This window comes from Modicisalibacter tunisiensis, from assembly GCF_020148005.1.
In the GTDB taxonomy this organism is placed as follows: domain Bacteria; phylum Pseudomonadota; class Gammaproteobacteria; order Pseudomonadales; family Halomonadaceae; genus Modicisalibacter; species Modicisalibacter tunisiensis.
Map to the genome: position 1 here is coordinate 322,526 of NZ_JAGXFD010000001.1, position 13,101 is coordinate 335,626.

At 58.4% G+C, this 13,101-nt stretch carries 11 protein-coding genes and 1 pseudogene; 5 read left to right on the forward strand and 7 right to left on the reverse strand.

The window, feature by feature from the left end; translation table 11 throughout:
* Positions 1 to 879: IS66 family transposase (locus tag KGQ91_RS01490; RefSeq protein ID WP_224420085.1), on the reverse strand; the 879-nt coding region annotated here is incomplete at its 3' end.
* A 338-nt stretch (positions 880 to 1,217) separates the two neighbouring features.
* Here KGQ91_RS01490 and KGQ91_RS01495 point away from each other — a divergent pair.
* The gene (locus tag KGQ91_RS01495) at positions 1,218 to 1,853 is read left to right on the forward strand and encodes a Shedu immune nuclease family protein (protein ID WP_224420086.1); all 636 of its coding nucleotides are present in this window, start codon (positions 1,218 to 1,220) and stop codon (positions 1,851 to 1,853) included.
* 292 nt (positions 1,854 to 2,145) lie between these two features.
* Here KGQ91_RS01495 and KGQ91_RS01500 read toward each other — a convergent pair whose 3' ends face one another.
* A complete protein-coding gene (locus KGQ91_RS01500) occupies positions 2,146 to 3,387 on the reverse strand; it encodes an NAD(P)/FAD-dependent oxidoreductase (RefSeq protein WP_224420087.1) in 1,242 nt (413 codons plus the stop codon).
* 225 nt (positions 3,388 to 3,612) lie between these two features.
* Here KGQ91_RS01500 and KGQ91_RS01505 point away from each other — a divergent pair.
* Positions 3,613 to 3,795: pseudogene (locus tag KGQ91_RS01505) on the forward strand (IS3 family transposase); the annotation flags it as partial.
* 459 nt (positions 3,796 to 4,254) lie between these two features.
* Here KGQ91_RS01505 and KGQ91_RS01510 read toward each other — a convergent pair.
* From KGQ91_RS01510 to KGQ91_RS01525, 4 genes are read right to left on the reverse strand one after another with little or no spacing between them, the layout of a single operon-like run.
* Positions 4,255 to 4,890 (reverse strand): isochorismatase family protein, encoded by a 636-nt coding sequence (locus KGQ91_RS01510; RefSeq protein WP_224420088.1) that lies wholly within the window; start codon positions 4,888 to 4,890, stop codon positions 4,255 to 4,257.
* A 49-nt stretch (positions 4,891 to 4,939) separates the two neighbouring features.
* On the reverse strand, positions 4,940 to 6,298 hold the full coding sequence (locus tag KGQ91_RS01515) for a TRAP transporter large permease (protein ID WP_224420089.1): 1,359 nt from the start codon (positions 6,296 to 6,298) through the stop codon (positions 4,940 to 4,942).
* On the reverse strand, positions 6,291 to 6,926 hold the full coding sequence (locus tag KGQ91_RS01520) for a TRAP transporter small permease subunit (protein ID WP_224420090.1): 636 nt from the start codon (positions 6,924 to 6,926) through the stop codon (positions 6,291 to 6,293). The genes KGQ91_RS01515 and KGQ91_RS01520 overlap by 8 nt, the downstream gene beginning before the upstream one ends.
* A 2-nt stretch (positions 6,927 to 6,928) precedes the next feature.
* Entirely contained in the window at positions 6,929 to 8,011 is a 1,083-nt protein-coding gene (locus KGQ91_RS01525; RefSeq protein ID WP_224420091.1) for a TRAP transporter substrate-binding protein, read from the reverse strand.
* A 526-nt stretch (positions 8,012 to 8,537) separates the two neighbouring features.
* On the opposite strand from KGQ91_RS01525, the gene KGQ91_RS01530 reads away from it, so the two are divergent.
* Positions 8,538 to 10,040 (forward strand): DASS family sodium-coupled anion symporter, encoded by a 1,503-nt coding sequence (locus KGQ91_RS01530; protein WP_224420092.1) that lies wholly within the window; start codon positions 8,538 to 8,540, stop codon positions 10,038 to 10,040.
* A 271-nt stretch (positions 10,041 to 10,311) separates the two neighbouring features.
* On the opposite strand, the gene KGQ91_RS01535 is transcribed toward KGQ91_RS01530, so the two are convergent.
* Positions 10,312 to 11,730, reverse strand: a complete 1,419-nt coding sequence (locus KGQ91_RS01535) for an IS1380 family transposase (RefSeq protein WP_224414883.1) — start codon at positions 11,728 to 11,730, stop codon at positions 10,312 to 10,314.
* Positions 11,731 to 11,786: 56 nt separating this feature from the next.
* Here KGQ91_RS01535 and KGQ91_RS01540 point away from each other — a divergent pair, with 56 nt between their 5' ends.
* Both KGQ91_RS01540 and KGQ91_RS01545 read left to right on the forward strand, forming a co-directional pair.
* Positions 11,787 to 12,698 (forward strand): DNA cytosine methyltransferase, encoded by a 912-nt coding sequence (locus tag KGQ91_RS01540; RefSeq protein ID WP_338140523.1) that lies wholly within the window; start codon positions 11,787 to 11,789, stop codon positions 12,696 to 12,698.
* The gene (locus KGQ91_RS01545; protein ID WP_224420094.1) at positions 12,698 to 13,042 is read left to right on the forward strand and encodes a DUF4928 family protein; all 345 of its coding nucleotides are present in this window, start codon (positions 12,698 to 12,700) and stop codon (positions 13,040 to 13,042) included. The genes KGQ91_RS01540 and KGQ91_RS01545 overlap by 1 nt, the downstream gene beginning before the upstream one ends.
* Positions 13,043 to 13,101 lie beyond the last annotated feature (59 nt).

The following is a 13,101-nucleotide window of genomic DNA, read 5'->3' on the forward strand; positions in this document are numbered from 1 at the left end:
GCAATCCGCGTAGCGGTAGTAAGGCTTCCAGTGATCATGCACCAGCACCCCCTGGACATAGGGCAGGATGCCGATGGCATCCATGGCCTCCTGACCTCGCTTGGCGTGAGGCGCCAAGTAGGTCAGGGCGTCATTCGAGGCGCTGTGCAGCCAGTAGCGCTTGCCGCCGACCTGCATCCCGGTCTCGTCGGCATGCACGGTCGCGGCTTGCCTCAGCGCCGGGATCGCCCACTCGGCAAACGCCTCGGCGCGCTGATAGGCCTCTTGATTGAAGGCGAACAGCGTGCCGGTGCTCAGCGATAGATCGCACTGTGAGGCCAGCAGCGCCTGGATGCGGGCATAGGGCAGCAACTGATACTGCGAGAGATAGACGACATGCGCCTTGAGACGTGGGCCATACTGGATCGGGCGGGTCACGCCGTCGGGAAACGGCGCCACATGGCGCCGCCCGAGATCGTCCTCCAGCACCTCGGCGCGATACTCGGTGACGACGGCCTGGATCACGATGTCTTGCACCTGGCGCGTTTCGATGCCGACCGAGCGATAGGTGCGCCCTTTGGGCAAGGTGCGGCGATCGACGCGCAACGACACGATCTCGTCGGGATCGGTGACCGGCGCCAGCGTCTTGCCTTCGTGACCCGGTTGCCCGCCAGGGCGACGCTCGCCCTTGGCCCGGGAACGGCGTTGGCGGTTGGGGTCTTGTGACGGCGGCTTGCTGCTGTTGCGGCTGCTGGTGGCCAGTCGGTCGGCCATCAGCTTGACCAGCAGCATCAGCACGTCGATGGCAGCACGCAAGGAAGGCGAGACCGTGTGGTCTTCCTTGAGCTGCTGCCGGACCCGTTCCAGGGCCTCGTCGACGTTGATATCGCTGATGGTCATGTCACCGCATAGACGTGCCGAAGGATCAGGCACACTATGCCAAAAAAATCAGGTGGTTGGCGACATGCCATCCGCAGCCACCTGAATAGTTACGTTTTTCGTTTGTTGGTGAGGAAATTGGTAAGCTGCTTGAATTCATTCGGAATATTCAATCAGTTAATCTCGGTAGTTCGTCTCGGATAAATATTAAAGACGAAGAGCTGAATAGAATAGTCCTATCGAATAGCCAAGCAAAAAGTATTCTTCATGAGAATCAAGAGCTTTTTGCCGAAGTTCTTCGCTCCGAGGTTACAACTGAAGACATCGTCGCTGTTGGGTATCGAAAGAAACAGCTTGATGTGTATGAAAAGCTACTAAATGATTCTGAATACTTCAACGACCTTAAAGAGAGGAAGAGAACTACTAATGAGGGGCTTTGGCAGAAGTATTTCGAAAAGAACCCATGGGTCTTCGGATATGGTCTTGGCTACATATTTCTATCTAGCCTAGATGACAAGAAGTTAGAACAGATTGTTCAGGGACATAGTGTTAGCACGCATGGTAAGCGTGTTGATGCTCTCATGAAGACCAAAGGTATTGTATCTAATCTCTGCTTTGTCGAAATTAAAACTCACGCGACTGAGCTACTTGACTCCAAACCTTATAGGTCAGGATGCTGGGCACCATCAAAGGAGTTGGCCGGTGCAATATCTCAAGTGCAGGGAACAGTAGCGTCAGCCGTTGAAAACCTTTCAAGTAAGATCAGTTTAGACGATAAGTTCGGCAATCCTACCGGAGAGGAAATATATAATTACCAACCCAAATCCTATCTTGTGATCGGTAGTATGGCTGAATTCTCAACAGAGAATGGCGTCAACAAAGATAAGCTTAGGTCGTTCGAGCTGCTAAGAAAAAATATATCAAATCCAGAAATAATAACCTTTGATGAACTATATGAACGTGCAAGATTTATCGTGCTTCATAATCAAAGCTAACAAAGCGCTGTTGTCGGACAAGTTTATCGCTGCGCTCCAAATTTGCCGCAAAGCGCGGCGTTATATCTAATTTTGGCTGAACGTCCGCTTTTGGCCGTTAGCCGATCTACAGGCGGATAAACCCAAGGTGTCGTAACTCGTCACTGGTTTTGACAACGTACCAGCTTGTTGAGCTCTTTGCCGCGACGAAGGGTGCCAAGGGGCAGGGGAGTCGCGGGTATCCCTGTGCGGAGCCCTACTGTTATGTGAAGCGGGCGCCTCAAGGGCGCCCGCATTCGTCGTGACCTCTGCTTCAGAAACGATCGACGCGGAACGGGGCCATATCCACCGCGGGCGCTTCGCCATCCATCATCTGGGCGAGCAGTTCGCCGGTGGCCGGGCCCAAGGTAAAGCCCTGATGGCCGTGGCCGAAGGCGAGCCATAGCCCTGCCTTGTCGGGGGCCGGGCCGATCACCGGTTTCATGTCGGGCAGGCAGGGGCGGGCGCCTTTCCAGGGCTGGCTGTCGCGACGCTTGCCCAGCGGGAACAGCTTGCGTGCCACCTTCTCGGCGGCGGCCAGCTGCTTGTACTGGGGCGGCGAGTTCAGGTCGGCCAGCTCGGCGCCGGTGGTCAGGCGAATCCCGGCACGCATCGGTTCGAGCAGAAATCCCTTCTCGGCGTCCATCACCCAGTGGTTGAGCTTGGCCTCGTTTTCGGCGGAGTAGTGCATGTGATAGCCGCGTTTCACGAACAGCGGCACTTTCATGCCCAGCCTCGCCAGCAGTTCGCCGGTCCAGGGGCCCATGGCCACCACGACTTCCTCCGCCTCCAGATCCCCCTCGCTGGTCTTGACCTGCCAGCCGCCCTCCACCTGGAGCACGTCCTCGACGCTGGCCTGCTTCACCTGGCCGCCCTGTTCGGCAAAACTGCGGGCGTAGGCCTGCACCAGGCCGCCGGGGTCCGAGACCATCCAGGGCTGTGTCCAGTGGATCGCCCCGATCAGCCCCTTGCCCAGATGCGGCTCCTTGGCGTAGAGCGCCTCGGCATCCAGCACCTCGTACTCGACCCCGAAGCGCTCGTGATTCTCCTGGGCGACTTGCTGGCGTTCCTCGAACTCCTTGCGGGTGCGGTAAAGCTCCAGCCAGCCGCCCTTGCGCACCAGTGCCTCGGCGCCGGCGGCTTCGATCATCGGGGCGTGGGCCTCCTGGCAGCGCATGATCAGCGAGGCCCACTCGCGCACGATGCGCGCGTAGCGCTCACCGCTCGAGTTCAGCCAGTAGTCCAGCAGCGGGCCTGCCGCGCTCATCATGCCGGTGGGGCGATAGCGGATGTCCACCTGGCGGTTGGGCAGCACCCGCAGCAGGGTGCCGATATCCTTGGGGAAGGCGTAGGGGCGCACGGCCTCGCGCTGGATGATGCCGGCATTGCCGAAGGAGGTCTCGAGCCCCGGCTCGCGGCGGTCCACCAGCGTGACGTCATGGCCGCGACGCACCAGGTGCCAGGCCACGGATACGCCGACCATGCCGGCACCCAGAACGATGATATTGCGAGCCATGAAAGTCTCCCTGCCGATAGTTGTAGATAGCTTCGCCGCGGGGCGGAGCCTGTCAAACCAGCGAGTTTATCAACACTTTCCAAAAAATCGGCTAGGTGCTGATAATTAAGATGTTAATCCTGTTTTATGGGGATAGTGCCGAGTATTTTTCCAGGATAATGGCGATGGAAAGGCGTTGTTTCCGTAACGGGTTCCTGGGCCTGCACGCGGCGGCATTACCGGGTCTGTGACGCCCTCCAGATGGCCTTGTGGCACCGGAAGTTGCCCCAAGGGGTAAACGTGCACACCGGCCGTGGCAGCCAGTACGGCTCGATCCTCTGCCTGCCGCGGCTAACCCGTCACGCTCTCACGTGCGGCATGCGTGGCAAGGGCAACTGCTACGACAACGCCGGTGCCGAGAGCTTCTTTCCTGGATTCATAGTCTCAAGGTAGCCCTGAGGCCTGCGAAGCTCGAATGATCGCTCGGAGCAGTGTCCACGATTGCTGGGCAAGATCAAATCGTTCGAGCGACCGTGCTATGGTCTGCTGGTGGTGAACACATTTTGACCAGGCCCACATGAGCGAACAACGACAGATCCTGATTTTTGAAGATGCCGAGAAGGCGGTCGAGGTGCGTCTGGACGAAGGGCGCGAGACGGTATGGCTGACTCAGCGGCAGATGGCCGAGCCTTTTTAGCAGGATGTTCGAACGATGAATTTTCGAAAAACTGACGTCGAGTCTTTTTGGGTTACGTAGGCGGCGAACACCCCATCGCCTCCATCATTAAGCGTATCGGGGCGTCCGCTCCAATTGGACCACTTCAGCATATCATCCAGCCATCCCCGTGGAGACATCTCGATGCTTCCCGGTTCTGGATGGGAGTGCCTTCAAGAGAGCGTATTCAGCCTCTCGAGAACGTCTCCTGTGCTGGCCACTTCAGCGATACAAAAGGATAAGCTGGTCAAGGTTGCTTTTTGAACTTCTTCGGCGCTCATGGCTCCTGCCCCAAGGTCCGGATGGTCCATTGTTCCTGTGGCATCGGATACAAAGATTACCTTGTAATCTCTGAACTGGGCATCGCGAGCCGTCGACTCGCAGCACATGTTTGTCACGGTCCCCGTAATGATAAGGGTATCAATGCCCCTGTTTCTCAATTGAATCTCGAGGTCCGTGTTGTAGAAGGCGCTATAGCGGTGCTTCTTGATGACGAGCTCACCATCCTGGGGTTCCAGGTCAGGATATATTTCAATTCCCGGTGTGTTGTCTACCAGTGCCTCCTGGTCATTGATGGGCGGCCAGAAGCTGGACATCAGCCCCATGTCTCCACGGCCTCTCCCGTGTACGTGAGTTGTGTAAATTACCGCTGCACCGCTTTCCCGGCATTTGTCGATTAACTTTCTGATGTTGGGTACGGCATCGGTGGCCATGGGCACACACATTGGAGCCTCTGGATGAACGAAGTCGTTCTCCATGTCGATAACAAGCAGGGCGGTTCTTTCAGGAGATTTTAATTGGAATTCCATGGTTTTCTCCATGTTGTGAAATTTTTCATTGGATGAAAGGTATGGCGCGTCAGGGGGCCAGCCCCGGCAGCCACAGCACCAGCGCCGGAAAGACCATGCACAGAATCAGCCCGGCGAGCTGCAGCAGTACGAAGGGAATGATCGAGCGGTAGATGGTGCCGATGCCGATCTGCCCCTCGGTGATGCCCTTGAGGTAGAACAGCGCATAGCCGAACGGCGGCGTCAGGAAGCTGGTCTGCAGGTTGATCGCCACCAGGATGGCGAACCACACCAGCAGGCCCTGGCCGGAGAGGCCATAGCCGAAGTCCAGCGACTCGATCACCGGCGCGACCAGCGGCAGCACCACGAAGCTGATCTCGATCCACTCGAGGAAGAAGCCGAGCACGAAGATCAGGCCCATGATCAGCAGCATCAGGCCATAGGGGCCGAGGCCGGTGCCGGTGATCAGGTCCTCGATCATGTAGGCGCCGCCCAGGCGCTTGAAGATCACCGAGAAGCAGGTCGCGCCGATCACCACGAACAGGATCATCGCCGAGGTCCGCGAGGTCTCGCGCACCGCCTCGCGCAGGGTCGCCCAGTCCAGGCTGCGCATGACCAGCGCCAGCAGCAGGCTGCCGCCCGCGCCGATCGCCGCCGCCTCGGTGGGCGTGGCGATGCCGGCCATGATCGAGCCGAGCACGGCGACGATCAGCGCCACCGGCCCCAGCAGGTCGCGCAACAGTGCCAAGGGCAGCGGCGTGGTGTCGGCGTCCGCGGAGTCCCGGTCGACCAGCGGCGCCCAGTCGGGCTTGAGCCGCGCGGTGATCAGCAGGTAGGCGATGTACAGCCCGCCCAGCAGCAGCCCGGGCAGCAGCGCGGCCTTGAACAGCGCCCCCACCGAGACCTGCAGGATCGAGCCCATCAGCACCAGCATGATCGACGGCGGGATCAGGATGCCCAGGGTGCCCGAGGCGGCGATCACCCCGCAGGCCATCTCGGCGCGGTAGCCCTGCTTGAGCATCACCGGCAGCGCCAGCAGGCCCAGCATCACCACCGAGGCACCGATGATCCCGGTGCTGGCGGCCATGACGATGCCCAGCATCGCCACCGAGACCGCCAGCCCGCCGTGGGTGCGCCCGAACAGCCGCTGCAGGGTCAGCAGCAGGCGCCGCGCGACCCCGGAACGCTCGAGCATCAGCCCCATGAACACGAACAGCGGAATGGCGATCATCAGCCAGTTCTCGACCACCCCGCCGAAGATCCGCGAGCTGACCGTGCCCAGGAAGGGCAGCGGCACCCCGCCGATGAACGAGAAGACGATGCCCAGCCCGCCGAGCAGGAAGGCGACGGGATAGCCGGTGAAGATCCCCGCCAGCAGGGTGACGATCATCGCCAGTGCCAGCGCGTATTCGCTCAAAAATTCAGCCATGCGGCGCCTCCTCGTCGTGGTGATCGGCGGCCAGATGGACCGGATCGAACAGCCCGGCGAGGTTGTGCAGCACCTGCCCCAGGGCCCCGAGGGCCAGGAACACCAGGCTGATGGGCAGGATCGCCTTGATCAGGTAGCGGTCGGTGAGCCCGCCGTAGTTGGAATGCTCGCCGGAGAGATACGCCATCGTCACGAAGTGCTTGGACAGCCAGGCCACCAGCAGGCAGAACGGAATCAGGAAGATCACGTGGCCGAGGATGTCGATGATCGCCCGGCCGCGCGGCGACAGCCGGTGGTAGACGAGGTCGACGCGCACATGGGTGTCGTGGTGCAGGGCGTAGGTGCCGCCGAACAGGGTGAGAATCCCGAACAGGTGCCACTGCAGCTCGGTGATGCTGTTGATGGTCAGGGCCTTGCCGAACAGCGGCACATCGGTCTGCCATGCGGCGATCTCGTTGATGCCCAGGGCGTTGAGGGTCACGGTGGTGAGCACGGCCAGCATCACCAGCAGCACCAGCCAGCTGGTGACGCGGCCCACCCACAGCCCCAGCCCGACCAGCGGTCGGGCCAGGGCCTCGCATGCCGTGCCGCCTCGACTGCGCCAGGGCGCAAGAGGGGCGTATGCCATGGTTATTGTCCTTGCTCCTTCGTGACGTCGCCCAATGCCTGCAGGTCATGCCATTGCTGCATCTTCTCGGCATGCTTCATCAAGGAGTTGTAGGCTTCGGCGAATGCTGGACTGCTGGCCATTTCCTCGTCGCGTACGTCGACCCACGCGCCATGCAGAGCTTGCAAGACGTCATCGGGGAAACGGCGGATCTCGACACCATTTTTCTTGAGCTCACGGATGGTATCGACCTGAGCCGGGATGACCTCATCGGCCTCCTTCTGGATGTTGGCCTGACATGCAGTGGTAATCTGTGCGCGCCTGGCATCGCTGTAACCATCCCACACGCTCTGGTTGATCAGCAGAGCCAGCCATCCAGCACCTTGCTGCCAGCCGGGGAAGTAATAGTATTTGGCGATCTCATCGAGTCCCATGGCATGGTCGACCTGCGGGATCGAGAATTCGGCAGCGTCGACACGCCCACGCTCCAGAGACAGATAGACTTCATTGCCGGGAATCAACTGGGTGGAAGCACCGAATTGGTTCAGAACCTTGGCACCCAGTCCGGAAATGCGCATCGATAACCCCTTCAAGTCATCGGTACTGTTAATTTCCTTGTTGAACCAGCCGCCGGGCTCCTGGGGCAGGTAGGAGCAGGCAAGAAATTTGACATTATAAGGATCGAGAGCCTTTTGAAGCAGCTTGCTACCCTCGCCAGCCGTTGTCCATGAGAACACGGCGTCGGCAGATGGGCTGAAGGGAAGCGCACCATAGAGGTTGGCGATCGGCAAGGTGCCAGAAAGGTAAGCGATACTGGTCCAGCCCGCCGGGATGGCTCCAGATGATACGGAACTGAAAATTTCGAAAGGGGGTACAAGGTCGCCGGGGTCATGTACTGTAAACTGGAAATCACCACCTGAAATGTCATCAAGGCGTTTTGATATGTTTTCGGCGCTTTGGCCAAAAATGTTCTGAGTTGAATAGGCGCTGGCGACATCCAGTTTTTCGCTGGCATGGGCCATGCTGAATGTCGCAATCAGCGTGGTGAATGCACAGGTTTTAATGGCGCGGGAGTTCGAGAAATTCTGGGTTTTGTTTGAAATCATTATCTGTCCCTTCAGTAAATTTTGTTGTCCGATAGACAAGATATTGCAAGAAACACCCTTGTCGAAAAATACCTTTAAGGTATTGTTTGGTTCCTTAAGGGTATTGATTTATTCAAAATATGAATATGGTTATTTGTTATCTGCTGGGTGCGGCATCAAATAGATTGGGTCCGGTAATCTCCAGCCCTGTGACGTAAGCGGATGTTAATTATCATTAGTTAATTGAACATAAGTATAATATCATAAAGTATGAGTCTTGAACGTCCCGGATATTTCAGGAGTGAAACGGCATGCGGGCTATGGAGGCTCGTCCTGGCAGTCAGCTGTTTCGTTCAGTGGCGCCCGGGCTGGCCTGATTGCCCAGGAACGTCATTTTGGTGCAGGGCATGCTTTACAAGAGGTGGAGCGATAGTCGGTAGTTACGTAGGCATTGTTTTGGGTATGGATTGAAACCTTTTGGGTATTGGTTGTTAGGTGGCTCTCTCGCGAAAATCAGCAGTTACCTCTTTGCTGCCGGGTGAATTTCATGTCGCAAGCTAGTGCCGTATCCGAAAAGCCGCCGTATACGGAGGCTGTCGATTTCAAACCTTTGTCACTGATTGCTGGCCTGATTGCCGGTCTGGTTGTTTTTTTCCTGCTGCCGGAATCTCTGGCAGCCAATGCACGTATCGTGGCGGGAATCGCCATGCTCATGGCTACCTGGTGGATTACCGAAGCAATTCCCATTCCGGCCACTTCGCTACTGCCCCTGGTGCTCTTTCCTTTCTTTGGCATCGCATCGGTAGGTGCCACGGCTTCACCCTATGCCCACAGTATCGTCTTTCTCGTTCTGGGCGGTGTCATGCTTGGCCTGGCAGCTCAGCGCTGGGATCTGCATCGTCGCTTTGCGTTGCTGACCATACTGGCGGTGGGTACCAGGCCGGCGCAGATCGTCTTCGGGCTGATGTTTGCCAGCTGGTTCATCACCATGTGGGTCAGCAACACCGCCACCGCGGTGATCATGGTTCCAATCGGCGGCTCAATCATTGCCTTGGTGAAGTCGCTGGATAATGGTGATGACACCCCGAAGTTCTCCGCCGCAGTGTTGCTCGGGATCGCCTACGCTATCACCATCGGCTCCATGGCCACCTTGATTGGTCAGCCACCGATGGCTCTCATGAATGCCTACATGGAGGATGCCCATGGCCTGTCCATCGGTTTCGGCCACTGGATGCTCATGGGGGTACCGTTCTCCACTGCCATGCTGATTCTGGCGTGGTTCGTGCTGAACAAGATTGTCTTTCGTGCGGAGGTTGATGATATTCCTGGGGGACGCGTCATGATAGAGCGGGAGCTGCAGGGCATGGGGCGGCTCTCAGTAGAAGAAAAACGGGTTCTGATGGTCTTTGCCAGTGCGGTGTTCTTCTGGGTATTCGTGCCACTGCTTGCCAAGATTGATGCTGTACACGCAGTCTTTCCCTGGCTCTCTCGGATCAATGACACCAGCATCGCTATCCTGGCGGCCATTCTGATGTTCGTGATCCCCGCCTCGAAGGGGCAGGGGACCTTGCTGGAATGGTCATCTACCCGCAATGTGCCATGGGGTGTGCTGATTCTTTTTGGCGGAGGGTTGACCCTTTCGGCTCAGTTTACCGCTACCGGGTTGAGCGCATGGATCGGTGAAAGCGTCTCGAGTCTGGCTGGACTTCCGCCAATTCTGGTGCTGGCGGTAACCGCTCTGGTGATTATTCTGCTCACCGAGCTGACCAGCAATACCGCCACGGCCGCGGCATTCTTTCCTATCATGGGTGCCATTGCAGAAGGCTTGGGCATCGATCCTTTCCTGATGACCATCGTGGTGACCTTCGCTGTCAGCTGCGCCTTCATGCTTCCGGTGGCGACGCCTTCCAACGCGGTTGCCTTCGCGACTGGAGACCTGCCTATACGCAATATGATTCGCGCAGGTATCTGGCTCAACGTCATTGGGCTACTGGTGATCATGATGGCTCTCTACACTATCGTGCCGCTGGTATTTGATGTGTCATTCTGAGCCTGTGCATATATTGAATTCACCGAAAGACCGGTGTCCCCGCCTCATTCACGAGGGCTCTGATCGGGCGGTCTGAAGCTGCTGGCCAGAGGCAGCTCTCATCATGATCGGTATCTCCGGCGTCAGAGCCCACTGATTTATGCCTGAAGGCTGTTTCTCTTCCCGCTTTATATAACAGCATAGAATCAATCGCCGCCGTCAAAGCAGCCGTGACCGCCGGCCGCTGCTGCGGTCGCTCGATTCCAGGTGCTGAAGTGGTCTCGCTGGGGCGTCAGCTCAGCACGGTCAGTCTCGGCAGCCCCTTCAGCAAGGTAGGCCACCATTTGTCGGCAGCGTCACCAAGGTGAACGGTGATGCGCCTGGCGTGCAGCGATAGTGTGGCGGCGACCTTGAGCACCTGCTCGCGCATCCGGCTCAGGCTCCACCCTTGGTGTGTCCGACTCTCCAGTAAGCGCCGCAGCCCATGCAGGACCTGGTAGGCGTAGAGATTCAGCAGCAGGCTCACCTCGTTGCGGGCCATCACGTCCTGGACGGTGGAAGCGCCCCGATCCGTCGATGAGAGGTGTACGTCGAGCGCGGACTTCACCTCGCCCATGTGGGCCTCGGCACTGCCGCGCTTGCGGTAGAGCGCCAGGACCTTCTCAGGCGGCCAGGCGAACTTGCCGAGGTTGGTGACCAGGAAGAAAGCATGCAGCAGCAGATCATCGGGGCGTTCCTGCACCACCAGCACCACGCGCCGTGGCGCCGGCCAGGAACCGGCTTGGTACTCCAGGTCGTGGCACCACTCCCGAGGCTGTTCGGGTGGCCGGCCTCGCGGCCGCTTCAGGTACGGCGCCGCCAGCTTCTGAAGCCCCGAGTGACTGCGCAGTCGGCCCAGATACTCGATGCCGCGATCTTCCAGGGCTTCCAGCGTGTCGTTGTCGGTGAAGCCCGCATCGATGCGCACCCGAACTCTGGCCCCGAGGCTCTCGTTGAGCCGGCGTACCAGGTGTGGAATCCAGGTATCGGCATTCTCGGCCGGGCCGGCGTTGCCCTCGCGCAACAGGCCGCCCACCATGTCGCCGGTCTCGGCCAACGAGGCGACCAGCGGCGAGTAGATCCGTGCACCGTAAAGACCATGAAACGCCGAGCCACCCTGATAGCCATGAACCTCGATCGGCAGGCCATCGATATCCAGGGTCAACTGTTCGGGCCGTTCACCATTCTTCAGTGAGGTCAGACGCCAGACCACCAGTCGCAGCAGGCCTTCGTGCACGGCATCAATGTTGTCGTTACGCCCGAGGCAGGTCAGCAGCCGTGACAATGTGGCTTGAGACGGCCGCTCCTGCGCCAAAGGCGTCATGCCGCGAGCATCGCTGCAGGCCAACTGCCAGAGCGGGTCACGGCGCAGTGTGTCGGTATCGCTGAGGTCGATCCATCCCATCGCGCGCTGCAGCACCAAGGTGCGCAGCTGGCTGGCCAGCGAATGGCGGATACGCAGCGGGTGGCGCCGATCGACCAGATTGTCTTCCAGCGCCTCGATCACGCCGCTGTTGTCGAGGGCTTCACGCAGCAACAGAGCGCCGCTGTCGCTGGTGGTGCGCTGGCCATCGAGCTCGACACGGACAGAGCCGTTGCACGAGGGCGACCAGGTCGTTAGGGTTTCACCCATGGCGAGTGGTCCTCTTGAATCGTGTTCTGCCAGGAACATCCTGATTCTACAAGAGAAAACCACTCGCCATCTTCGTTTTCAGGTCGGTCTCATGAATGAGCCGGGTTAAAGGCGATCGCTCTGGCACCTTCTGGCCGTTCTGGAAGCTCATGATGCGCCTGGAAGAAGAGGAACGTGCGCCTCATTTAATCGTTCTTGAAAACGTCTGCGGAGCGCTCAGCTCTCATGGCGGGAAGGATTTTGCCGCAATCTGCTCAGCTCTCTCTCGCGGCGGTTATCGCGTCGGCGCTCTGGTCATGAATGCAGTCCACTTCGTCCCCCAATCGCGTCCACGTCTATTTATCATCGGTGCGAGAAAGGCATCTGTTCCGTTGCCCTCTGAACTGCGCGCTGACGGGCCGGGAGACACATGGCATTCATCGGCATTAGTCGAAGCATTTGGCAAGCTGTCCCAAAGCTCGCAAAAGTCCTGGACATGGTGGAACCTTCCTTCACCTAATACACGCACATCGATCTTCGCTGACCTGGTTGAAGATAAGCCTTTAAGGGTCAAATGGCATACAGCCGCAGACACCAAGCGCCTGCTTGGCATGATGAGCCCCGTCAACTTAGCCAAAGTCGAAGCAGCCAAAAACGCCGGGCGGCGAATGGTCGGCACTATATACAGGCGCACCCGGTCCGACGGGCCGAACGGTGAAAAAATGCAACGCGCCGAAATTCGATTCGACGATGTAGCCGGATGTCTTCGCACGCCTAGCGGTGGTTCTAGCCGCCAAACTATTATGGTGGTGGATGGGAAACGCGTTCGCTCACGCCTACTATCTCCGCGTGAAGCCGCCCGCTTAATGGGGCTACCGGATACTTACCAACTGCCAAAGAACTACAATGAGGCATACCACCTCGCAGGTGACGGGGTAGCGGTCCCTGTAGTGCGTTTCCTTGCAGAGCACCTCCTGGAACCATTGCTTGCAGCCGTACGCGATGAAAAGAAAAAGGCGGCAGCATAATGGCTAGTGATTTACAAGAAGCGTTAATAGCATTTAACAAAGAACGCAAGTTCACCCGTAAAGGCCCACTCTGCGTTGCCCTTGTCGTTACCCAGCACGCCCGAAAAATGGGGCTGCCACTCGATCCCGACAAACTGCTGACTGAAAAGGGAGGCCAAGTACTTGGCCTAGGCAAAGGAGCAGTGCAAGCAGTTCTCAAACGGCATGATATTACCCGAGTGCTCGCAGCGGAAGGTGGTCGCACCAGTCGAGGAAGTATCGACAATATGCGCGAGTACGTCGCCTTCCTTAATGCACAGGCCGAAATGAAACAGGTTGATCTCGATGTAATCCTGGATTCATAGAATAACCGCAGCACTTTGGACCGCACGGTGGAGGGAGGAGGGCCAGCGCCGGTACCCTC

Coding starts and splice junctions, on each gene's coding strand:
- KGQ91_RS01515 (WP_224420089.1), bottom strand. CDS start 6,298: ATGGCTGAATTTTTGAGCGAATACGCGCTGGCACTGGCGATGATCGTC.
- KGQ91_RS01540 (WP_338140523.1), top strand. CDS start 11,787: ATGAGCCGGGTTAAAGGCGATCGCTCTGGCACCTTCTGGCCGTTCTGG.
- KGQ91_RS01520 (WP_224420090.1), bottom strand. CDS start 6,926: ATGGCATACGCCCCTCTTGCGCCCTGGCGCAGTCGAGGCGGCACGGCA.
- KGQ91_RS01500 (WP_224420087.1), bottom strand. CDS start 3,387: ATGGCTCGCAATATCATCGTTCTGGGTGCCGGCATGGTCGGCGTATCC.
- KGQ91_RS01510 (WP_224420088.1), bottom strand. CDS start 4,890: ATGGAATTCCAATTAAAATCTCCTGAAAGAACCGCCCTGCTTGTTATC.
- KGQ91_RS01525 (WP_224420091.1), bottom strand. CDS start 8,011: ATGATTTCAAACAAAACCCAGAATTTCTCGAACTCCCGCGCCATTAAA.
- KGQ91_RS01535 (WP_224414883.1), bottom strand. CDS start 11,730: ATGTTCCTGGCAGAACACGATTCAAGAGGACCACTCGCCATGGGTGAA.
- KGQ91_RS01545 (WP_224420094.1), top strand. CDS start 12,698: ATGGCTAGTGATTTACAAGAAGCGTTAATAGCATTTAACAAAGAACGC.
- KGQ91_RS01530 (WP_224420092.1), top strand. CDS start 8,538: ATGTCGCAAGCTAGTGCCGTATCCGAAAAGCCGCCGTATACGGAGGCT.